At 44.5% G+C, this 20,133-nt stretch carries 25 protein-coding genes and 1 tRNA gene; 14 read left to right on the top strand and 12 right to left on the bottom strand.

What is annotated here, in order from left to right:
• Positions 1-6: 6 nt before the first annotated feature.
• From ACLSSO_RS01645 to ACLSSO_RS01615, 7 genes are all read right to left on the bottom strand, one after another.
• Positions 7-1,068, bottom strand: a complete 1,062-nt coding sequence (locus ACLSSO_RS01645; protein WP_413943867.1) for a M23 family metallopeptidase — start codon at positions 1,066-1,068, stop codon at positions 7-9.
• Positions 1,069-1,146: 78 nt separating this feature from the next.
• Positions 1,147-3,693 carry an ABC transporter permease gene (locus ACLSSO_RS01640; RefSeq protein WP_413943866.1) on the bottom strand — a complete coding sequence of 849 codons (2,547 nt, stop codon included), beginning with the start codon at positions 3,691-3,693 and terminating at the stop codon, positions 1,147-1,149.
• Positions 3,693-4,358 (bottom strand): ABC transporter ATP-binding protein, encoded by a 666-nt coding sequence (locus ACLSSO_RS01635; RefSeq protein WP_413943865.1) that lies wholly within the window; start codon positions 4,356-4,358, stop codon positions 3,693-3,695. The genes ACLSSO_RS01640 and ACLSSO_RS01635 overlap by 1 nt, the downstream gene beginning before the upstream one ends.
• Positions 4,355-4,957, bottom strand: coding sequence for an arylesterase (locus ACLSSO_RS01630; RefSeq protein ID WP_413943864.1), 603 nt, complete (start codon positions 4,955-4,957; stop codon positions 4,355-4,357). Before ACLSSO_RS01630 ends, ACLSSO_RS01635 begins: the two co-directional genes overlap by 4 nt.
• Before the next feature lie 75 nt (positions 4,958-5,032).
• Entirely contained in the window at positions 5,033-5,392 is a 360-nt protein-coding gene (locus ACLSSO_RS01625) for an RNA recognition motif domain-containing protein (RefSeq protein ID WP_295905682.1), read from the bottom strand.
• Between the two features lie 127 nt (positions 5,393-5,519).
• Complete coding sequence (locus tag ACLSSO_RS01620; RefSeq protein WP_295905680.1) at positions 5,520-6,005, bottom strand: YajQ family cyclic di-GMP-binding protein; 486 nt, start codon at positions 6,003-6,005, stop codon at positions 5,520-5,522.
• A 16-nt stretch (positions 6,006-6,021) separates the two neighbouring features.
• The gene (locus ACLSSO_RS01615; RefSeq protein WP_295905678.1) at positions 6,022-6,495 is read right to left on the bottom strand and encodes an FKBP-type peptidyl-prolyl cis-trans isomerase; all 474 of its coding nucleotides are present in this window, start codon (positions 6,493-6,495) and stop codon (positions 6,022-6,024) included.
• Positions 6,496-6,648: 153 nt separating this feature from the next.
• Here ACLSSO_RS01615 and ACLSSO_RS01610 point away from each other — a divergent pair, with 153 nt between their 5' ends.
• From ACLSSO_RS01610 to ACLSSO_RS01575, 8 genes are all read left to right on the top strand, one after another.
• Entirely contained in the window at positions 6,649-7,182 is a 534-nt protein-coding gene (locus ACLSSO_RS01610; RefSeq protein ID WP_367276422.1) for an HNH endonuclease, read from the top strand.
• A 10-nt stretch (positions 7,183-7,192) separates the two neighbouring features.
• Positions 7,193-7,648, top strand: a complete 456-nt coding sequence (locus tag ACLSSO_RS01605; protein ID WP_413943863.1) for a GNAT family N-acetyltransferase — start codon at positions 7,193-7,195, stop codon at positions 7,646-7,648.
• A gap of 9 nt (positions 7,649-7,657) precedes the next feature.
• Complete coding sequence (locus ACLSSO_RS01600) at positions 7,658-9,295, top strand: hypothetical protein (protein WP_413943862.1); 1,638 nt, start codon at positions 7,658-7,660, stop codon at positions 9,293-9,295.
• A 38-nt stretch (positions 9,296-9,333) separates the two neighbouring features.
• Complete coding sequence (locus tag ACLSSO_RS01595; protein WP_367276423.1) at positions 9,334-10,629, top strand: AmpG family muropeptide MFS transporter; 1,296 nt, start codon at positions 9,334-9,336, stop codon at positions 10,627-10,629.
• Positions 10,630-10,728: 99 nt separating this feature from the next.
• Positions 10,729-12,006 carry an NAD(P)/FAD-dependent oxidoreductase gene (locus ACLSSO_RS01590; protein WP_413943861.1) on the top strand — a complete coding sequence of 426 codons (1,278 nt, stop codon included), beginning with the start codon at positions 10,729-10,731 and terminating at the stop codon, positions 12,004-12,006.
• A 44-nt stretch (positions 12,007-12,050) separates the two neighbouring features.
• Positions 12,051-13,160, top strand: coding sequence for a 3-oxoacyl-[acyl-carrier-protein] synthase III C-terminal domain-containing protein (locus tag ACLSSO_RS01585; protein WP_413943860.1), 1,110 nt, complete (start codon positions 12,051-12,053; stop codon positions 13,158-13,160).
• Positions 13,157-13,657, top strand: a complete 501-nt coding sequence (locus tag ACLSSO_RS01580; protein ID WP_295900130.1) for a hypothetical protein — start codon at positions 13,157-13,159, stop codon at positions 13,655-13,657. Before ACLSSO_RS01585 ends, ACLSSO_RS01580 begins: the two co-directional genes overlap by 4 nt.
• Before the next feature lie 90 nt (positions 13,658-13,747).
• Positions 13,748-13,838 (top strand) — tRNA-Ser (locus tag ACLSSO_RS01575).
• An 8-nt stretch (positions 13,839-13,846) separates the two neighbouring features.
• Here the strand turns inward: ACLSSO_RS01575 and ACLSSO_RS01570 are convergent.
• Both ACLSSO_RS01570 and ACLSSO_RS01565 read right to left on the bottom strand, forming a co-directional pair.
• Positions 13,847-14,245, bottom strand: a complete 399-nt coding sequence (locus ACLSSO_RS01570; RefSeq protein ID WP_295900131.1) for an SRPBCC domain-containing protein — start codon at positions 14,243-14,245, stop codon at positions 13,847-13,849.
• A gap of 19 nt (positions 14,246-14,264) precedes the next feature.
• Entirely contained in the window at positions 14,265-14,825 is a 561-nt protein-coding gene (locus ACLSSO_RS01565) for a dihydrofolate reductase family protein (protein ID WP_295900132.1), read from the bottom strand.
• Between the two features lie 67 nt (positions 14,826-14,892).
• Here ACLSSO_RS01565 and ACLSSO_RS01560 point away from each other — a divergent pair, with 67 nt between their 5' ends.
• The 4 genes from ACLSSO_RS01560 to ACLSSO_RS01545 all read left to right on the top strand — a co-directional run bounded on the left by ACLSSO_RS01560 (position 14,893) and on the right by ACLSSO_RS01545 (position 17,390).
• On the top strand, positions 14,893-15,942 hold the full coding sequence (locus tag ACLSSO_RS01560) for a hypothetical protein (RefSeq protein ID WP_295900133.1): 1,050 nt from the start codon (positions 14,893-14,895) through the stop codon (positions 15,940-15,942).
• Positions 15,943-16,031: 89 nt separating this feature from the next.
• Positions 16,032-16,619 carry a dihydrofolate reductase family protein gene (locus ACLSSO_RS01555; protein WP_413943859.1) on the top strand — a complete coding sequence of 196 codons (588 nt, stop codon included), beginning with the start codon at positions 16,032-16,034 and terminating at the stop codon, positions 16,617-16,619.
• 13 nt (positions 16,620-16,632) lie between these two features.
• Positions 16,633-16,860, top strand: a complete 228-nt coding sequence (locus ACLSSO_RS01550) for a DUF2945 domain-containing protein (RefSeq protein WP_413943858.1) — start codon at positions 16,633-16,635, stop codon at positions 16,858-16,860.
• Between the two features lie 2 nt (positions 16,861-16,862).
• Complete coding sequence (locus ACLSSO_RS01545; protein WP_413944794.1) at positions 16,863-17,390, top strand: DUF488 family protein; 528 nt, start codon at positions 16,863-16,865, stop codon at positions 17,388-17,390.
• A gap of 7 nt (positions 17,391-17,397) precedes the next feature.
• Here the strand turns inward: ACLSSO_RS01545 and ACLSSO_RS01540 are convergent, their stop codons facing one another.
• A complete protein-coding gene (locus ACLSSO_RS01540; protein ID WP_295900137.1) occupies positions 17,398-17,796 on the bottom strand; it encodes an SRPBCC family protein in 399 nt (132 codons plus the stop codon).
• Between the two features lie 67 nt (positions 17,797-17,863).
• Complete coding sequence (locus ACLSSO_RS01535) at positions 17,864-18,217, bottom strand: YciI family protein (protein ID WP_295900138.1); 354 nt, start codon at positions 18,215-18,217, stop codon at positions 17,864-17,866.
• A gap of 153 nt (positions 18,218-18,370) precedes the next feature.
• On the opposite strand from ACLSSO_RS01535, the gene ACLSSO_RS01530 reads away from it, so the two are divergent.
• Complete coding sequence (locus tag ACLSSO_RS01530) at positions 18,371-19,276, top strand: sigma-70 family RNA polymerase sigma factor (RefSeq protein WP_413943857.1); 906 nt, start codon at positions 18,371-18,373, stop codon at positions 19,274-19,276.
• A 2-nt stretch (positions 19,277-19,278) separates the two neighbouring features.
• Positions 19,279-19,647 (top strand): DoxX family protein, encoded by a 369-nt coding sequence (locus ACLSSO_RS01525; RefSeq protein ID WP_413943856.1) that lies wholly within the window; start codon positions 19,279-19,281, stop codon positions 19,645-19,647.
• Here the strand turns inward: ACLSSO_RS01525 and ACLSSO_RS01520 are convergent, their stop codons facing one another.
• Positions 19,648-20,058 carry a DUF1801 domain-containing protein gene (locus tag ACLSSO_RS01520; protein ID WP_413943855.1) on the bottom strand — a complete coding sequence of 137 codons (411 nt, stop codon included), beginning with the start codon at positions 20,056-20,058 and terminating at the stop codon, positions 19,648-19,650.
• Positions 20,059-20,133 lie beyond the last annotated feature (75 nt).

The following is a 20,133-nucleotide window of genomic DNA, read 5'->3' as shown; positions in this document are numbered from 1 at the left end:
AGTAAACTATTTTCCCCAAATGCTTCCAAAACGGTTGCCACTGAAAGCCCATGGTACAAAAAAGCGAGGATATTCCACCTCTTTTGTCGAAGCGTAACAACCGGAACTCACTTGATTGTAAACACCGAAGGCATCGATAAACACCCACTCGTCGGGAGTTTGCGGGCTCGGCACCGTGAGCATAAAGTGCAAGTGGTTGTTGGCTCTGATTTTATCAAAAGGAGTTCCGTCATTATTAAGTCCGTTACCAGCTCCGCCCGCTCCAGTATTTCCGGATTTTCCAATGTATTGACCCATCCTCACCCAGTCACCGACGTTCACGGCAATGGTGTCTGATTCCTGACCCCAAAAAAGTTTTAAAGGAGTGTACTTGGCATAACGGGCATACTTCGCCCAATTGTCATTGGCGTTTTTATCCGGTGGCACCATCGCCCTCGCTGATTTTACATCGTGAGAAAATCCATCGCGCAGATGCATATAGATCGTACGGTACTTCGTACCATCGTGAGCCGTGTGTTCAATGATCACCGTATTACCAAACCAATCATCCCAAAGTTTTGTAACCACTCTTCCCGGAGCCGCCGCCAAAACATCAAAGGAAACATCTTTTCCCAATTGAACAGTGTCTCGCCACGAATCAAGGCCCGAGTGCTCGCCACCATTGTTGTAGTGCCACCCTTGTCCTAGTGAAACCTCAGCTCCATCATAGGGAAGAAGAAAAACCATGCGGGGAATTTGCTGCTTTGCCCAGTTTCGAGCGGCTTCTTCAGATCCAAAAACCGGTTTTGGGCCCTTGTAGTTGATATTCTTTTTCGCGTAGCCATCGTAAATCGTGTAGTAACAACAATTCGAAGCTACAATAGCTTCTACGCACAAAGCATTGGGACGAAGGTAGTTTTGTTCATTATGCGACTGTGAGCGCGCCTTCGGAGCATACAGCGAATGATCTTCCAAAATTTTATCGGGTCCTGAATAAATTCGAACTTCTTGAGACGCTGTCTTATTAAAAGCCCAAGTTCCCGTCGCTAAAAACAAAACCATGCCCGTTAACACTCGATAAAAGTGCATAAATCCCCCTAGGAAAGTTTACGATAGGAGGAGTCTTTTCGTGTGACTACAATGTTTTAATTGCTTTTCACCAAGGTATTATCGTTCCTCACGCAAAATGCTGAGTGCGCTTTCCCTCACGATATCCAAACTTGCCAAGAAAGAAATCAAAAGACTTAATCCCGTAATTAAGACAACGGACACAAGCGGCTGCCCCCATGAAAGTGTGAAATCACTTTCAAAGATAAACATGTTCAGCGAAAAACTGACGACAATGCTTAAAAGCGAACCAGTAAGAGCCGCGAGAAACGACAGGAATGAAAACTCGGCCAAAATAAAACTCGCCACTTCACCCCAGGAAGCTCCCAGGATTTTTAACATATTGAGTTCCCAGCGACGCAGCTTGATCTGACTGCGCACAATCGAGAACAAAACGATGTAGCCAGTTAAAAGAGCAAGAGCCGCCATAAGTTCCAGCGACCAGCTCATTCTTTCACCCATGCTTAAAACATCATCCACCGTGCGCACAACGTCGACGACCGACACGTTAGAAAATTCTTTGGCGATTTCATTTTGCAAAAGAGTGCGTTTTTCGTCTTTCAAAGATGGAATTGCCGCAATAAATGTTTTCGGAGCTTCGTTTAGAACTCCGTTTTGCACAAGAATGAAGAAGTTCGGCTGAAAGCTTGTCCATTTCACTTTGCGAAGATTGATGATCTCACCTTCAACTTCGACACCCTGAACGTCAAAGACCAGAACATCACCGATTTTAAATCCCATGCGCTCCGCAAAACGGACTTCAACAGAAAGTTCCGCGCGTTTTTGCTTTTCAGGATTAAAATCGCCGGAAAAAGGGCGACCTTCCACGATGTTTTCCGTGCCTGATAAATCCTGACGATAGGAAAGATTCACGCCACGATTTCTAAATCGGGCATCACGTTCTTCTTCACGCGTTTTAAAGCCTTGAGTTTCAAGCTTACGCTCATAATCCTGACCGTTCACCTTTAAGATGCGCGCGCGAACAAGAGGAGAAAGCCCCAAAGGCTTCACATTGTTTGCTTCCAAGATTTTTTCAACACCTGGAAGCTGTTCATCCTGAATATCAAACATGAAAAGAGACGGAATCTTAGAACGGCCTTCCACTTGGAATTCAGCTTGAAGAGAATTTTTAATCTGCGGAAGAATATTGATTAATAAAGCTCCTAAACCCAACGCCACAAAAATAGCTAGGCTCGCGCCAGCTCTGCGGGAGAGACTTAAGAAACTGAACTTAAGAAACCAACGACGGAATCCCGTAATAAAGCCCGCAAGCTTCACTGTCAGATAGCCAATCACCAGCAATGCAACAATAACCGCAACCATGGCACCCACAAAGAGGCTCCCGATTTTCCAGGAGTGTGCCTGATACACAGAAAGGAAGTAAAACAAAACAAGCGAAGGCAAAAACGGCCAGAAGCGACGAGGACCTTCGCCGACAGAAAATTTTTCTTCGCTAAAAAGTTTCGCTGCTTTTAAATCAAAAATCTTAACCAGGAAAGGAAGACTCACAACAAAGCTTCCGAAGACCGCCATAAAAAGACAAACCAAGAACGCTTCTAAATTCACATGAGGCTGCAAGTTAAACGGTGTAAAGCTTGCCAGAAGTTTGCTTAAAAGTGGCAAAACTAAATTACTGAATATCAAAGTAGGAAGCGTCGCGATCAACCCCAACAATGAAGCTTGCACAATATAGACGCCGACTGCCTGACTGCTTTGCAATCCCAATGTTCTTAGAATGGCAATTTCCTTCATGCGTGTTGAAAGAAACAGACGGTAGATATAAGCAGCTCCCAAGGCTGACATAAATAATGCAATGATCGATACCAGTCCCAGGTAATCAGAAAGATACCCTAACTGGCGACCCGAATCTTCGCCAGCGGAAGAAGGGGTTGCCACATTGATAGCGGGATCTTGCAAAGCCTTATAGAGATTATCCTGAACAACATCTTCTTGCACATTGGCAGGAAACTTAAAAAGATGCGCTAAAGAAAAGGTACTTCCATATTGCATAAGTCCTGATTGCGGAAGTAAGTCACGGTTGATAAAAATCCGCGGCGCAATGCTCATAGCTCTAAACGTTTGTGTGGCATCTTTTTCAATCAAGTCAGAAATTTTTAAATCTAAGTTTCCGACTTTTACTTCATCGCCAACATCCAGACCCAATTGCGATTTTAACTCTGGATAAATCCAAACCTTGGGCGCACTTAAAATTTCCTTTTCAGCGCCACTATTGATTATTTTTCCCGATTGAAGAACCAAATCGCCATAAAAGGGATATGATTTATCAATGGCTTTTACTAAAACAAGACGAGAACCCTTCGCAGAACTGAGCATCGCAAAGAATTCATAAATCTTGGACTCTTCCGTTCCCGCAGGCAAAGCCGCCTGCATTTTCTTTTGTTCGTCTTCCGTGAGTTCTCGTCGGGAGGCCACTGCCATATCGGCAGACAAAATGGATTTCGCATTGGCTTTGATTTGTGATTCTAGGGCGGTGTTAAACGCCTGCAAAGATACGAATCCTGTTAAACCCAAACTTAAGTTGAAAATAAAAAAGAGACCAAATCGCCAGCTTCGCAAAAGCTCACGAACCGCCAGACGCAAAAGCATTAGACTTCCCTCAGGTGGCCTTCTTCAAGGCGCAAGATGCGTTCACATTTTTTTGCTAAGACTTCACTGTGAGTTACAAGAATGGTTGTGATCTTATGCTTGCGAACAATATCAAAGAAGACATCCATCACCTTACCACCGGTCTGCGTATCCAGGTTTCCACTGGGTTCATCGGCTAATAAAATTTTAGGTTTCACTACCAAGGCTCTGGCAATAGCGACACGTTGACATTCTCCTCCGCTTAGCTGGCTTGGGAAATGATTCAAGCGATGTCCTAATCCTAGTTCTTTCAATGCTTCTTCCGCACGCTCGCGCGGATTTTCAAGTTTTAAAATCTCAAGGGCGAGCATCACGTTTTCTAAAGCAGTCAGGTGCGCAATCAAGTGATACTGCTGAAAAACGATGGCGATATTTTGTGCGCGAAACAAGGTCATCTCTTGCTCCGTGAGCGGCAACAAATTGACTTTATCCACAAGAATTTCCCCACCGTCAGCGCGCTCAAGGCCTGCCAACAAGGAAAGCAGCGTGGATTTGCCACTGCCGGATTGACCTACAATCGATACGACTTGTCCTGGCTCAATCGTCACGTCCAAACCTTTTAGAACTTGGATTTCAGTTTCGCCCTGACGAAAGCTCTTACGAACGCTGCTTAAAACCAAACTCACAACTCCCCCTTTAAAACCTGGAAGATGTTGTCAGCAATAATTTTATGTCCCTCTTCGTTGGGATGAATGCCGTCAGCCAAATTGTATTTAGGATTTCCGCCGACTTTATCTAAAACAAAGGGAATGAAAGTGAGCTTGTACTTTTTCGCCAAAGACTCGTACATCTTTTTAAATTTTCCGGTGTATGCAGCACCATAATTCGGAGGCATATAGAGGCCACCCAAAATCACACGTACATTTTGCTTTTGCGAATACTCAATGGCTTCCGCCAAATGCTTTTCACTGTCTTCAATCTTAAGACCACGAAGGCCGTCATTCGCGCCTAGAACAAGCAGAACAGCATCAGGCTTGGACTTATACAACCACTTCATACGTGTCACCGCCGAAGCCGTTGTAGAACCACTCACGCCCGAATTAATAACCGTCCATTCTTTCTTACCCGCTTCATGTAATTTTTTTTCAAGCACAGCAGGATAAGCCGCCTCTTTAGCAACACCGAACCCCTCCGTGAGTGAATCACCGAGTACGATTAATTTTTTCTGTGCGAAAGAAAATGAACAAGAAAAGACGATGAGTAGAGAAAATAAAAAAGGTCTCATAGTGTTCCTATGAGACCTTTGAAGATTCGTTATTACAAGTCTGACTTCGTCAAACTTCAGTCTACGAACTAGAGACTAGTTGCGAGGACCGCGTGGACCGCGATCACCACCACCGAAGCCGCCACGACGAGGACCGCCGTCACGACCGCCACCGAAACCACCGCGACGAGGGCCACCCTCACGAGGAGCTTGTGGGCGAGCTTCAGATACGTTGATAGCGCGACCGTTTAGTTCGTAACCATTTGCTTTTTCAATTGCTTGATCAGCGGCAGAGTCATCAGCCATTTCAACAAAGCCGAAACCTTTAGAACGACCTGTTTCTCTGTCCATGATAACTTTTGCAGAATCAACCGCTCCGAATTGAGCGAAGTGTTGGTGAAGAGCCTCATCATCAACTGAGTAAGGCAAGTTTCCTACGTATAATTTCTTAGCCACAAAGACCTCCTGTGGATTTTTTTTAACCCGAGGAAGCCTTCGAACAGCAAAAAATCGAGAACACTCACACGGGGAACTTTAACTGAGATCTAGGCTAGCACAGCCCAAAAAACGTGCAAGCCCAATTTTACGAACGCATATTATTATATTGTAAGGGAATCGGAAAATTACCACCGCGTACTAGGCTGATACATTCCTGCAATTCATCAATACTTTTTGATGAAACTTTGATCTTGTCGTCCGCAACCGCAGGCTGCACTTTCAACTTAGAATCCTTAATCAATTTAATAACATCTTTAGCAATTTCGCGGTCAATACCTTGAACCAATGTGACCTTTCGACGCAGCATACGACCACCGGCTTCTTCAATTTTTTCAAACTTAATAGCCTTGATATCGATGCCGCGACGGTGCAACTTTGTCTGCAAGATACTGCCCATAGCTTCAACTTTATATTCGTCCTCAGCGAGCAAAGTGATTTCTTTTTTGTCCCACTGAATCTCAGCCTTACTGCCTTTAAAATCGTAACGCCCCTCAACCTCTTTACGAGCCTGGTTAATAGCATTATCTACTTCTTGAGTATCGATTTCAGAAACAATATCAAACGAAGGCATTGCTCAACTCCGAAAATTAATGTCCAGCGTTTCCGTGTAGGCCGTGTGGGTGCCCATGCAACACTTCTTCAGTCGTCGCTTCACGAACCAAAACCATCTCAATGTCGAATTCAAGATCTTGTCCAGCAAGAGGATGATTTCCATCAAGAGTCACGTGAGTGTCTGTGATTTTTGAAACGCGCACGATGTGTGCACCGCTGCCCAATTCCAAACGAAGGTGCGCGCCCACTTCCAATTGTGGAAGGTGTGCTAGTTCTTCTTTTGGAACGTCCATGAACATATTGTCTTTCATTTCACCGTAAGCATCTTTTGCAGCAAGCTTTACGATTTTTTTATCGCCTTCTTTAAGGTCTTTGATTTCTTCTTCAAGTTTAGGAATGATTTGTCCTGCGCCTTCCAAAAATGGAAGTGGTTGTCCGCGCTCAGAAGCATCCAGCACATTTCCATCAGGTCCTTTTAAAACATAGTTAAATGCCAATACTCTTCTCATTTTGATGCTCCTTTTCAATATAGAGGCGGTTTTCCCACTATTACATTTCTTATGCAATCTAAAACGCCTAGTTCTTCTGAATATTTAACGAGGGGGCTTGAAATGAAACACCGACCTTAGCTACAATTAAAGAAGTACCTGAGGGGGGAAAGCATGATGCACGTATCCTCACTGAGGTCTTTATTGCTCAACTCTAGTTACGAACCCATGCGGGTTGTAAGTTGGCAAAAGGCCTTGGTTTTGTGGTTTCAGGGTAAGGTAGAGATACTGGAATATCACTCTGCGTTTGCCCGATCTGTTCAACGAAGGTTTCAACTGCCCAGTGTCTTGCGGCTGAAAAGTTATGTACGGCCCCGGACCTCTAACGCAGTTCGGTTTTGTCGAGAAAACGTCTACATCCGAGATAATTACACCTGCCAATATTGCGCAACAAAACTACCCGCCAAACAGCTCACTCTTGATCACGTCGTTCCTGCTTCTCAGAACGGCCCAAAAAACTGGACCAATGTCGTTTCTGCCTGCAGAGACTGTAATCAGAAAAAAGCCAATCGCACTCCGCGATCTGCAAATATGCCTTTACTCACAGAGCCCCGCGCACCAAACTGGTTACCAACACTACAACTTGAAATTAGCGAAGACCATGTGCCCCCTGACTGGGCCCCCTACCTAAGGTTGAACACAGGGTAAATTTTAGAGAATGAGTTTGCAGTACGACATCAGAGAAATAACCACCGCCGAAACTCTGCCTATACGCCAAAGGGTTTTAAAACCTTTCTTGCGCCCCGATGAATGTATCAACGTCGGGGACGATTTACCGACCACTTACCATTTCGGCCTTTTTCACGCAGACAAACTTGTTTCTGTGGCGACTTTTCTTTTAGAGTCACATCCCGATTTCTCTGCGGGCTTTCCATATCGCTTGCGTGGAATGGCGACCGACGACAAATACCGGGGCCAGGGCTTTGGCCAAAAACTTTTGCGCTACGGAGTCGAACATCTTCGTTCAAAACGCTGCGATCTTTTATGGTTCAATGCTCGCATCAAAGCTTTTCCATTCTATGAAAAACTCGGATTTTACTATCACGGGCCTCTGTTTGAAATGAAAGACATCGGTCCCCATAAAGTCATGTACAAGCCTCTGATTCCTCGATAACCTTCATACATGAATACGGATGTTCATCATCAACTGACCTCGGCGCTTACGACAATCATCAGTGAAACGAATGGAATTTCGCTCTCTGACACCATTGATCTCTTAATCTCTTCGGACTTAAAACAACGTCATCCTGATGCGTTTAAACAAGTCGAAGAGTTTCGTGAGTTGCTCAATCGTTTTCAAATCAATCAAGTCACGATCAGTGCCTTGTTAAAACACCCTGTGTCTGCGGCACTTGCGGAATTCTTTAAACATTTTCCGTTAAAGTACAATGAAGAGCACATCCACTTAACAGGTGCGATTACGGCGGAGTTTATCTATCCTCGTCTGAAAAAACTTTTAGAAGGTCCGCACAAAGATATTTACGAAGAAAAAATTCGTGAAGTGTATGGTGACAAAGCTTTGCCAATTCGCTCTGTCGAAGATGTGGATCGTTTGATTCGTCTACAGGAAAACGAAGGCTTTTCCCGTTATCTTAAAATTTTGTATCTTCCGAAATTGATTTTTATTTCCAGAGAGGCTCACGAAGAAGCGGCCTATCACATGGCGCAGGAGCTTTATCACAAATACAATGTCGGTCGCATTCGTTTGAAATTTTCCTTGTCACGTTCGACTTCCAGTTCTTCTGAGCAAATTCCTGGAATTGATGACGTGACTTCCGAAGATGTCGTGTTAGGTCTTTACGACGGCTTTAGAAAATTTCAAGAACAGCATCCGCATTTTGATTTTATTCTTTCCCCGTCTTTCCGTAAGGAAGCCAATCACTTTGATGCGGAAAAGTATGCAAATCGCCAAGCTCACTTCATGGAGCAGATCAACGAAATCGTGCACATGTTGGACAAATATCCTTTCCTTGTTCGTCATATGACGGATGTGGATACGGTCGGAGACGAGCGTGAGCTTTACCGCAAAGAGCATTTCAATGAAATGCAATCAGGTTTCCGCAAACTTCAATATCGCGGATTTAAAATTCGTTCGCATCACGGTGAAACTTGGTACACGCTCAAAAAGGGCATCCAGGCCGTCGATAATGCCATGAACATTTGGCACATCGATACTTTAGAACACGGAATCAGTTTGGGTATTAATCCCAACAAATACTTCCACCGCATTTACCAAGACCTTCACGCGAAAAATCAAAAAGGCCAACCGATCACTGACAAAGATCCTCTGCACAGAGAGCTCGTGGAATTGGATTGGGGTTTTAATCGCGGCGTTCTCGATAAAGTTCTCCAAGGTACGCCGTTAACTCCTGCTGAAGATATTTTATTTGTGAAAGCGAAGTTCCACACGGCTCGTGAGGTTGAACATTATCAGCACGATGTTTTAAATCGTATGATTCAAAAAGGGGTGACTTTGGTGTCGCTTCCTTCTTCGAACAATAAACTCACCGGAAAATTTGAAGACTACAAAGATCATCCGTTCTCGTGGTGGGAGAAAAAAGGCGTGCAGCTCGGAGTTGGAACTGACAACTACGTCACGCTGAATACGAATTTTATTTATGAGATGTTGATCTTGCTTTATACAGATGCTGTAAACCTTAAGATCACAAAACTACTAATGGTAACAACCGGGGAAACCCGTCGCCCATACATCAGCCACCTTTTGTGGACGATGAGAAAAAAACTGAGAAAGAACATCTAGTGACCACAGCTACAAAAAAATCGACGAAGCCTTCTTGGATGCAAACTCTTCGCGCCGTGACTCGCCCTAAGGTCGCCATCATGCTGGCTTTGGGATTTTCTTCGGGTCTTCCTTTTATGCTTGTCGGAAATACTTTGGGATTCTGGTTGCGTGAAAGTGGCATCACGCTTGCGACCATCGGGTTTCTTTCATGGGTGGGTTTGGCTTATTCCTTGAAATTTTTGTGGGCTCCGCTGATTGATAAAGCCGATGCCCCCCTTATTGGAAAATGGCTCGGACGTCGTCGCGGCTGGATGGTGATTTCACAAATCCTTGTCGCTTTGGGGCTTTTAGGAATGGCGATGGTGAAACCTGAAGGCGGCTTGTGGCTTTTCACAGGGCTTGCCGCTTTAGCGGCTTTTGCTTCGGCAACTCAAGATATTGTTGTCGATGCATGGAGAATTGAAGTCTCTGATGCCAGTGAAGACATGGCTCTTTTATCTTCCGCATATCAATTAGGTTATCGCGCTTCCCTGCTCTTAACAGATGCATTGATTTTAATTATCGCGGCCTCCGTCGGCTGGGCACTTTCATACACCGTGATGGGTGCATTGATGGCCGTTGGACTGATTGCTACTTTCCTTGCTGTCGAACCCGGTCGCAATATCACAGGTCACGAAACGGGAACGATGTGGAATCTGCGCGGGATCTTTGATGCTGTCTGTGGACCTTTCATTGCGTTCTTCAAACAACACGGGAAAAAAGCGTTGTTGATTCTGGCTGCCGTCAGTTTGTATCGCCTTTCCGACTTTATGATGGGACCGATGGCGAATCCTTTTTATGCTGATATCGGAATCACAAAAGAAACTGTGGGAGCCGTGCGCGGATCGATTGGCTTGATTGCCTCTGTGATCGGTGTTGCTGCTGGTGGACTTTCTGCGGTTCGTTTTGGATTTATCACAACCTTGTTAGTAGGTGCAGTGATTGGACCTGCTTCTAATTTAGGGTTTTCTCTTTTAGCGATGGTAGGACCTAGCAATGAAGTCTTCACAGCGGCGATGGTGATTGATAACTTCGCTTCTGGTTTTGCGGGAACAGCCCTTGTCGGTTATATGTCGAGCCTCACAACTTTTGGATACACCGCGACTCAGTATGCGCTCCTAAGTTCTTTCTATGCTCTTTTAGGAAAAGTTCTTAAAGGCTTCTCGGGCGTGATGGTGCAGACTTTTTCTGAGGGCCGCTCACTCATGGAAGGTTACGCTTTGTTTTTCCTAAGCACGGCTCTTGTGGGAATACCGGCCTTGCTCTTGTGTATCCTGCTGGTTCGAAGCAATAAAACTCCTGTCGCTAAATAACAACAATGTGTAAAACTTGTTAGAGTTCCTGCTTTAGGAAGATTGATTTTCTTCCTAAAGCATCGGTGCTAGTATGGCCTCATCGCAAACGAGGTTCGTATGGCTAGCAAAAAAGTCGTCATCGTCGGTGGTGGATTTGCGGGACTCAAAGCGGCTCGCGCTCTAGGCAATAAAGACGATGTCTCTGTCACTCTGATTGATCGTCGTAACTATCATCTTTTCCAACCTTTGCTTTATCAAGTCGCCACTGCAGGACTTTCTCCTGCTGAAATCTCGGGTCCCATTCGCGGAATTTTATCTAAGTACAAAAATATTTCGGTCTATTTGGACAATGTAAAATCCGTGGACCTTGCCAATAAAAAAATCGAAGTCTCAGATCGCAATATTGATTACGATTATTTGATTTTAGCATGCGGAGCAAAACACAGTTACTTTGCTCACCCCGAATGGGAAGAAAATGCTCCGGGTTTAAAAACTCTCGAACAAGCTACGGAAATTCGTCGCCGACTTTTGATCGCTTTTGAAATGGCGGAAAAGGAAAACAATCCTGAAAAGCAAAAACAACATCTCACTTTTGTTATTGTCGGCGCAGGCCCCACAGGTGTTGAACTTGCTGGAGCCATTGCGGAAATCAGCCGTCACACTTTGACTCTTGATTTCCGCCATATCGATCCGTCGCAAACGCGCGTTCTTTTAATCGAAGCTGGTTCACGCATTCTTGCTTCTTTTGATCCTGAACTTTCAAGAAAGGCTGCACGCGATTTAGAGGATCTTGGCGTGCAGATTTGGACGAACACAAGAGTGACGGACATTAAAGAAAATTCTGTCGTTCTTGGTGATGAAGTCATCAAGGCTTCAACAATTTTTTGGGCGGCCGGAGTTCAACCTTCGAGTTTAAATAAAACTTTGGGAGTTCCGTTGGATCGCGCGGGACGTGTGCTTATCGAAAAAGATTTGAGCCTTAAAGAGCATCCCGAAGTTTTTGTCTTAGGTGATCAAGCTTGTTATTTAACCGACGACGGAAAATCCTTACCAGGTCTTGCTTCCGTAGCCATGCAACAAGGTGATCATGCCGCTCGTGAAATCTTACACGAAATTGCCGGAAAACCGCGGACCACATTTCACTATATAGATAAAGGCCAAATGGCGACAATTGGGCGCAAGAAAGCCATTGCACAAATTCGCAATTTAAAATTCAGCGGATTTTTTGCCTGGATTTTATGGTTATTTATCCACGTTTATTATCTGATTGGATTTAAAAATAAATTCTTCGTTATCTGGCAATGGGCGTATGCATATTTTACGTTCAAGCGTGGAGCCCGTTTGATTGTTGATAAAGAGTGGCGTTCCCAAAAAATGAAGACACCTGTTTCGTAACACTGGATCTATTCAAGCCCAGAGGCCGCTCTTAGCCTTTGGGTATGTACTTAACAAATTTTTACTCCATACAACCGCCCTATCCAAAAAACCAAACTGAAGGTCTGAAGTGGCTTGCCGCGGTCTACAAGATCGCTCAGAGGGATCAAGCGTACACAGAAGAGGAATATTCCAAACTTCTGAACAGAGTCGCTTGTCCTGAGTCACAAATTGGGACCAGAAAATTTTTTCTTCCTGACTCTCAACATACTGAGTGGGAAAAACAAATTATCTACCCCATCAAGGACAGCCCTCGCGGTGCTACAATGCAAAAGCGCCACGAGTTCTTTCATAAAACAGTGGGAGAGATCTTTAACAAGATTTATGAAACTCGACCTTATCCCGATGACATCATACATGTCAGTTGCACGGGATATATTTCCCCGAGTGCCGCGCAAATGGTGGCCGTGCGTGCTCCAAAAAATGTAACGGTGACTCACTCCTACCATATGGGTTGCTACGGAGCTTTTCCCGCTTTGCGAATGGCTTCGGGTTTTTTAAGCAGTACTGACGTTCTTGGTAATAAAAACTCGGTGGATCTAGTTCACACGGAACTTTGCAGTCTGCATTTAAATCCGCAAGATCCGACGCTAGAGCAAATGGTGATCCAAAGTCTTTTTGCCGACGGTGCTATTGCTTATTCGATGACGACGAAAAAACCAGATCAAGGCTTTCGCATTCTTTCATTGTATGAAGAACTTGTGCCAGACACGGCCGGAGCGATGGAGTGGATGGTTTCTGATTACGGCATGAAGATGTCTCTCTCAAAAGACGTTCCTATGCTTGTCGGAAAAAAAATCCGTGAGTTCACGTCACGATGGCTGGAATCACGTGGTGAAAATATCACGGCTCTCGCTAAGAAAGCCCTCTTTGCGGTTCATCCTGGTGGTCCAAAAATTATCGACCAAGTTGCGAAACAACTGGAACTTTCCGACGAGCAAGTGAAAGCCAGCCGTGAAATTCTAAAAGACCGAGGCAATATGTCATCTGCGACACTTCCTCATCTGTGGGAGCGATTGAGTGACGATAAAAACATTCCGTCGGGAACGCCTATCATCAGTTATGCGTTTGGTCCCGGCCTTACAATTTGTGCAAGTTTAATGGAGAAGTTATGAGTGCGTTTTTACTAGTGTCTGCTTTGCAGGGTGCCGCAATTTTGTTCGACGAATTTTTCTTTCACCGCAAACGCGGTCTGCCAAAATGGGAGATGATCAGTCATCCCATCGATACTCTGACAGTGATCGCTTGTTTGTTATTCTTAGCATTTGTCGAGCGTACACCGACGACGGAAAAAATATATTACGTGATGGCGGGTATTTCGTGCATTCTTGTCACCAAGGACGAATGGGTTCACAGAAAATTCTGTCAGGCCGAGGAAATGTGGCTGCACGCGGTTTTATTTATGATGCATCCATTGGTTCTTTTCACTGCCATGGCCGAGTGGGAAGACAGCAGAGCTGCCTTTTTAGCCGTCGCCGGAGGAGTCGCCGTGTTCTTAGCCTACCAACTCCTCTATTGGCCCTTTCTTCAAGTACGCGCTCAGAAAGTAAAACAGAAGGAGCACTACGCGCGCGTGAAACAAGATGAGCTTTATGAATACTTTAGTGAATAAGGGTTTTAAGTAGGTTTATTTGCCACGAACCCTTGCTTTGCCACAATGCACTATGCTATCTTGGCTTTTCTTAAAAAGAGTTCCAGTTGCGGACAGATGGCCGAGTGGTTGAAGGCGCTCGCCTGGAACGCGAGTATACGTCAAAAGCGTATCAAGAGTTCGAATCTCTTTCTGTCCGCCATTTTCTTCCTACTTTTTCTTTTCCAAATAACTCTTTATCAGATCCCAGTTGTACTTACGCCATCCCCGCTCAATAGAGGGAATCATTTCCTTAGGTACACCTCGATGAACCAAGACAAGCTCAGTGCCATTCTTAGGGATTGGTTTTAAGTTGAAAGTCGCCATTGAAAATATACCTTCGGGAAAGCTGTGTCCTCTCCAGGCTTGAACAATTCTTTTGTTTCGAACGAGTTCCACAATGATTCCTGTCGCCTGTCCTCCATAAACTGAAAATGGATCTCCGGCTGACTTTCCAATCTTGGCTTTTTTACCCGTTAAGAGCGCATACTTTTTGGAATCTGTGAGTAAACTGTAAATCACATCTGGAGGAGCTTTAAAATGAACCTTTTGTTTTATTGTTTTGCACATCTTCTACCTCCTGAGATTTCTATTCTGGTCGATAAATATTCATCATAGCGCCAGTCGCAAAAGCTTTCGACTCAACCAATTTAAGATACAAAGGCTTCTCTAACTTCTGAAACAATCCAAAGCCACGTCCGGTAGCCACGGGATGCGTAGCAAGCCAGAACTCATCAACAAGGCCGGTCTGCACCAAATTCTGCGTGAACTCAACACCACCATGGGCAATCAAGTCCTTATCTATTTGCTTCTTAAGATCTGCAAGGCCCTCAGCCATATCCCCGATCACCTTTGCATCGGCCCAACCCTTCGCGCTTGTGACTTGAGAAGGATCAAAACCTTTTCTTGAAAAAACGATTTTAGGAATTTCATTCATGTGGTTCGCAAGAGCTCCACTCGCCGTGGGCCAAAAAGAAGAAAGCTGAGTAAAAGCTTTTCGTCCCATCAAATGAGCTCCCGCATTTCCAATTTTTCCAGCCAGCCAAGCAGCTCCTTCAGGGCTTCTTGATTTAGAAAAATCGACCTTTTCCTCGGATGACTCAATAAATCCATCGATCGAAACAGAAATTCTCAAAATTAATTTTCCCATCAGACCTCCCCAAGCTGTACGATTTGTATATCATATCTTTTTAGATGACATGGGCAAGGGGGATCATTTGATATACTGGTTTGGGCAAGCTTTAGAAAATTACTACGGTCCTTTTCGACTTTTGACATCTCACTTATTTCTTGGCGGCTTGAGCACTATTCTCTGTTTTGCTCTGACACTTTACCTTCTTCCGCGATTGATGGGTTTACTTCCTACAGACCGTGGTCGTGCGCACGCTATTCAAAGTGGTGCTTCAAAAGGAAAGCCCACTGGTGCCGGAGTTATTTTTGTTTCGATTTTCACTGTCGTTCAACTGATCCTGCTTCCTCCTTCATTGCAAGCTTGGGGAATTTTACTGGTCACTTTCTTAGAAATGCTTTCGGGTTACTTTGACGATAAATCCGTCGATTCCTGGGGAGAATATCGAAAAGCCTTGTTAGATGCTGTCCTGGCGATTGGCGCCGCCATGCTACTTTGTGAAATGCAAGACGTGCAAATGTGGCTGCCGTTCACTACGACAACATTTATGATTCCACCGATTGTTTTTATTCCTCTGGGAGCAATTCTAATATGGACCTCTATCAACTGCACCAATTGCAGTGATGGAGTTGATGGGCTTTCGGGAACTTTATCCGTTCTCGCATTTGCGACTCTCGGTGCGCTTTTGTATTTCGTGATCGGTCACAAAGACGTTGCCACTTATTTACGTCTTCCACACTCGCAAGACGGCGCTGTCTGGGGCATCATGGCTTTTTCGATGGTCGGATGTATTCTGGGTTATCTCTGGTACAACGCCAATCCGTCTATTCTGTTGATGGGTGATGCTGGTTCACGCGCTTTAGGTTTCTTACTTGGAGTTTTCGTTATCAAGTCCGGCAATCCATTTACGATTTTCATTGTCTCTGCCGTTTTGCTGGTCAATGGCGGAACTGGCTTAGTGAAGGTCGCCTTGTTAAGATTTTTGAAGCTGTCATTGTTTCGAACAATTCGTTTTCCGTTGCATGATCACGTTCGACATAACAAGGGATGGTCCAACACCCAAGTGCTTGTGCGGTTCTCATTGATTCAAGCGATGATCGTGATTGTCCTTCTTGTCAGTTTGTTGAAAGTTCGTTAGCGGGTTTTATCTTTCTTAAGAATTTGAAATATGACGGCGCTCTTTAGAAAAGATAAACTCGCAATAATCACGTTACATTGGGAGAAACCATGAGAAAATTAATCGTTATTTCATTCCTCACTCTCGATGGAGTCATGCAAGCTCCAGGTGGTAAAGACGAAGATACCAGCGGCGGTTTTAAATATGGTGGATGGCAAGTGCCGTTCTGGGGTGACGAAGATGACGATGGTTTACCTCAGGATATTGGCAAAGCAGGTGCTCTGCTCATAGGCCGCAAGACGTATGATATTTTTGCTGCCTATTGGCCAACAACTGGCAAAGACATTGCGTGGATCGGTCCCTTCATGAATAACACCATTAAATATGTCGCCTCTAAAACACTGAAAAATACCGAATGGCAAAATTCGGTTTTGCTAAAGGGCGATACCGCAGAGGCTGTTGCTAAACTTAAACAAGAACCTGGAAATGATATTTATATGTTTGGCAGTGGTGATTTATGCCAGACACTCATGCAACACAAACTGATCGACGAATATTTTTTAAAGATCTATCCAATTACACTGGGCGGAGGCAAACGTCTTTTTCTGCCCACTGGCCCCAAACAAGATTTAGAACTTTTAAAATCTAAAACATCAAAAATGGGCGTCTTCACAGCCACGTACAAAGTAAAGAAGTAAATCTGGAGGAAACATGCCTAACAAATTCAAAGTCGGCGATCACGTCGCTTGGAATTCTGAAGCAGGACGAGTGAGTGGCAAAATCATCGCCGTCCATTCCAAAGATTTCACTTACAAGGGCTACAAACACCACGCTTCCAAAGAAGATCCTCAATACGAAATCAAAAGTGACAAAACGGATCACGTCGCGGCTCACAAAGGCGGTGCCTTAAGAAAGGTCGCTAGCAAGCGAAAGCAGTAAGCCTGCCGTTTTTTACGGTGGGCCATTCAACTCGCACAATTGAAGAATTTGTAGAACTCCTTCACGCAGGTGATGTGGAGTTGGTCATTGATGTCCGCCGAGTTCCCAGATCCCGAACAAATCCGCAATATAACAAAGACGCTCTTCCAAAAAACTTAAAGCCATTTAAAATCGGTTACCGTCATATTGCAGAACTAGGCGGCCTTCGCAGCAAACCTAAAGACGTCTCTTCAGAAGTAAACGGCTTCTGGGAGAATAGTAATTTCCATAACTACGCAGACTATGCCCTTTCGGATGATTTTCATGAGGGATTTGCAAAACTGATCGAGTTAGGACGAAAAAAGCGTTGCGCCATCATGTGTTCCGAGGCCGTTTGGTGGCGCTGTCATCGTCGAATTATTTCTGACTATCTCTTAGCCCACAAAGAAACGGTCTTTCATCTTATGGGAAAAGACCGTGTTGATGCCGCGAAACTTACGGAAGGGGCCCGTGTGAAATCACGCAACAAGGTCACCTATCCTCTTAAGTAAAAAACTTTTATTTTTCTAAAAGAGCTTTCAGTCTCTGCAAATCTTTTTCAACCGTCGCTGCATCTTTTGCAAACTCTGCATCTGACATTTGAGGCGAACGAAAGAGCGTAAAGATCACCTCACTGCCATCGCCATTTCGCACCACTCTTAAAGGATTATGAAAAACTTCGCCGGAGGGCAAAGTGACATCATGATCAATGACTCCAAAGGAATTTGGCGCGGCAAACTTCACTTTGACTTTTCCCATCGGAGAATCCGCTATCCATTCATCACCGGATTTCTGCATCGAAGATCGACTCAAACCTTCTGCCCATTGAGGTAAATTCGCAGGGTTTGCCGCAAATTTATAAACTTCATCTGTGGGGCGACGAATCGAAACGCTGATCTGTCTTGCAGGAAAAATCATATGCATCCTTTCATTTACACTCGCCATAGAAGTTTAGCTAAATAAGAAAAGCCAGTCACGCTGGCCTTTACCAATATTTTTCAGCGGGACGAATCTCAATGGCTCCGCCAAGTCGCGCGGCAGGAATCTTCGCAGCTAATGCAAAAGCCGCCTCCATATTTTCGGCTTCAAAAACACAGTACCCACCGACACCTTCTGAAAGATAAGTTCCATTCTTTACATCCACTTTTCCGTCGCGCACTTGCACTGTCCTCGCAGCATTTGGCAATCCCAATGGTAATCCTGCAGTCAGACCCACTGTTTTATTGAACTCTGCATAGTCCGCATAAATTCTTTTTTGTTCTTCCGCAGGAAGAGCATTCCAGCGCTCCGATCCAGGAAGAGGTGTGGTTCCCTGATAAATTAAAAGTACGAACTGCATAAAGCCTCCTAAAATTGATTAGTTATTTCAGCGATTTATGACATAATTCAAAAATATCTATATATTCTTGTCACATTTCATCTCGCTCGTTCGTCATGGGTATGACGAATCAATAAAGACGAATGTGACAAAGAAAGTTCGAGAAAATTGAAGATGGATAAAAAAGAGTGGCTCGCCAAAAATTTTGAAGAACGTCGAAGTCACCTCAAAGCCGTAGCATATAGAATGCTGGGTTCCACCGGCGAAGCTGAAGACGCCGTTCAAGAAACATGGACACGACTTCAATCTGAGTCAGACCAAATTGATAACCTCAATGGATGGCTTACAACCGTGGTCGCCAGAGTTTGTCTTGATATGCTTCGCTCTAAGAAATCAAAACGCGAAGAACCACTCGATGATGAAATTTCAGAACTTCCAAGTGACGGTTCAGAAAATCCTGAAACCAATTTTATTCTCGCAGACGCCGTTGGTCCCGCGCTCTTGTTAGTTTTAGACACACTGACACCCGCTGAGCGAATTGCTTTTGTGCTTCATGATCTTTTTGATTTATCATTTGAAGAAATCGCTCCAATTATTGATCGCACTGAAGAAAACGCAAGGCAGCTTGCAAGCCGTGCCAGAAAAAGAATTCGCGGCGCCAAAAATTCCAAAGAGGATTCAGATCGCCAACGGGAAATCGTAAGCGCTTTTTTGGCGGCCTCCAGAGAAGGTAATTTGAATGCACTGATCAAACTTCTTCATCCAGATGCGACTTTGCGAGCTGATGAAACAGCCGTTAAAGTGGCAGAAGCCAACAAAGCCAAGGGAGCTCCGCAGTTTAAGAAAGAAATCAAAGGTGCTCATAACGTGGCTGATACAATGAACGGAAAAGCTGCTGCGGCTCAATTGGCTCTGATCAATGGATTTGCGGGTGCTACTTGGGCTCCGGGTGGAAAACCTGTTGTGGCTTTCCGTTTCTCTGTCGTGGATGACAAAATTGCGGATATTGAAATTGTTATGGATCCAAAAAACCTAAACACAACAACAATTGAAATTATTGAATCAAATAGCGGGAGATAATCATGAATATTTTCTTGTGGGTTCTTCAAGTCCTTTTAGCTCTTCACACAGCGGTAGGTGCTGTATGGAAGTTTTCGCATTCGGCTGAACAGACAATGCCGTCTTTAAAAGCGATTCCTTCCGGTGTATGGATGGGAATGGCCATTCTTGAACTTATTTGCAGCGTGCTTTTAATTCTTCCTGTCTTAAATAAGTCGTGGGGAATTTCTACTTCTGTCGGTGCAATCATCATAGCGGCAGAAATGCTTCTTTTCTGCGGATTGCATCTTGTTTCCGGTGAAGAAAATTTTGGCCCGATGGTTTACTGGCTTGTCGTTGCAGCCATCTGTGCGTTCATCGCCTATGGCCGACTTGTTTTAAAACCGTTCTAATTATTTAGCTTTGGCTTTGGATTTTTTCGCAGAATTCAAAGCCACGGCTTCTTTAATAAGAGCCTTCAAGGCTTTTTCGTTGATCTTATCACCCTCTTGAAAATCAATGGCTCGTCTTGTGTTTCCTTCAAGACTTGAATTGAAAAGTCCCGAAGGATCTTTTAAAGAAGCGCCTTTGACAAAAGTCATCTTCACAACACTTTTATAGGTTTCACCAGTGCAGATGATTCCATTGTATTCCCATACAGGAACACCTCTCCATTTCCATTCCTCAACAATGTCCGGCTCAGCGGCTTTAACGATTTTACGGATTTGACTCAGCATTTTACCGCGCCAGTCGCCAAGCTCTTTGATTCTAGCGTCAATCATTTTGGCAGGAGAAACGTCTTTAGATGATTCAGTCTTTTTCATAAGTTAGCTCCACAGATGACTTTAACAATACCCCTTGTTCGCTATAAAGTTGAATTGTTTTCAGCGCTTCGCAGA

Source organism: Bdellovibrio sp. HCB-162 (assembly GCF_047344985.1).
Classification (GTDB): Bacteria; Bdellovibrionota; Bdellovibrionia; order Bdellovibrionales; family Bdellovibrionaceae; genus Bdellovibrio.
The sequence above is the reverse complement of the archived record's forward strand: the minus strand, read 5'-3'. Positions and strand labels throughout refer to the sequence as shown.

Bases quoted from the DNA above. Each gene is read 5' to 3' on its own strand.
- ACLSSO_RS01645 (WP_413943867.1), bottom strand. From the start codon at position 1,068: ATGCACTTTTATCGAGTGTTAACGGGCATGGTTTTGTTTTTAGCGACG.
- ACLSSO_RS01640 (WP_413943866.1), bottom strand. From the start codon at position 3,693: ATGCTTTTGCGTCTGGCGGTTCGTGAGCTTTTGCGAAGCTGGCGATTT.
- ACLSSO_RS01630 (WP_413943864.1), bottom strand. From the start codon at position 4,957: ATGAGACCTTTTTTATTTTCTCTACTCATCGTCTTTTCTTGTTCATTT.
- ACLSSO_RS01620 (WP_295905680.1), bottom strand. From the start codon at position 6,005: ATGCCTTCGTTTGATATTGTTTCTGAAATCGATACTCAAGAAGTAGAT.
- ACLSSO_RS01615 (WP_295905678.1), bottom strand. From the start codon at position 6,495: ATGAGAAGAGTATTGGCATTTAACTATGTTTTAAAAGGACCTGATGGA.
- ACLSSO_RS01610 (WP_367276422.1), top strand. From the start codon at position 6,649: ATGATGCACGTATCCTCACTGAGGTCTTTATTGCTCAACTCTAGTTAC.
- ACLSSO_RS01605 (WP_413943863.1), top strand. From the start codon at position 7,193: ATGAGTTTGCAGTACGACATCAGAGAAATAACCACCGCCGAAACTCTG.
- ACLSSO_RS01600 (WP_413943862.1), top strand. From the start codon at position 7,658: ATGAATACGGATGTTCATCATCAACTGACCTCGGCGCTTACGACAATC.
- ACLSSO_RS01595 (WP_367276423.1), top strand. From the start codon at position 9,334: ATGCAAACTCTTCGCGCCGTGACTCGCCCTAAGGTCGCCATCATGCTG.
- ACLSSO_RS01590 (WP_413943861.1), top strand. From the start codon at position 10,729: ATGGCTAGCAAAAAAGTCGTCATCGTCGGTGGTGGATTTGCGGGACTC.
- ACLSSO_RS01585 (WP_413943860.1), top strand. From the start codon at position 12,051: ATGTACTTAACAAATTTTTACTCCATACAACCGCCCTATCCAAAAAAC.
- ACLSSO_RS01580 (WP_295900130.1), top strand. From the start codon at position 13,157: ATGAGTGCGTTTTTACTAGTGTCTGCTTTGCAGGGTGCCGCAATTTTG.
- ACLSSO_RS01570 (WP_295900131.1), bottom strand. From the start codon at position 14,245: ATGTGCAAAACAATAAAACAAAAGGTTCATTTTAAAGCTCCTCCAGAT.
- ACLSSO_RS01565 (WP_295900132.1), bottom strand. From the start codon at position 14,825: ATGGGAAAATTAATTTTGAGAATTTCTGTTTCGATCGATGGATTTATT.
- ACLSSO_RS01555 (WP_413943859.1), top strand. From the start codon at position 16,032: ATGAGAAAATTAATCGTTATTTCATTCCTCACTCTCGATGGAGTCATG.
- ACLSSO_RS01550 (WP_413943858.1), top strand. From the start codon at position 16,633: ATGCCTAACAAATTCAAAGTCGGCGATCACGTCGCTTGGAATTCTGAA.
- ACLSSO_RS01540 (WP_295900137.1), bottom strand. From the start codon at position 17,796: ATGATTTTTCCTGCAAGACAGATCAGCGTTTCGATTCGTCGCCCCACA.
- ACLSSO_RS01535 (WP_295900138.1), bottom strand. From the start codon at position 18,217: ATGCAGTTCGTACTTTTAATTTATCAGGGAACCACACCTCTTCCTGGA.
- ACLSSO_RS01530 (WP_413943857.1), top strand. From the start codon at position 18,371: ATGGATAAAAAAGAGTGGCTCGCCAAAAATTTTGAAGAACGTCGAAGT.
- ACLSSO_RS01525 (WP_413943856.1), top strand. From the start codon at position 19,279: ATGAATATTTTCTTGTGGGTTCTTCAAGTCCTTTTAGCTCTTCACACA.
- ACLSSO_RS01520 (WP_413943855.1), bottom strand. From the start codon at position 20,058: ATGAAAAAGACTGAATCATCTAAAGACGTTTCTCCTGCCAAAATGATT.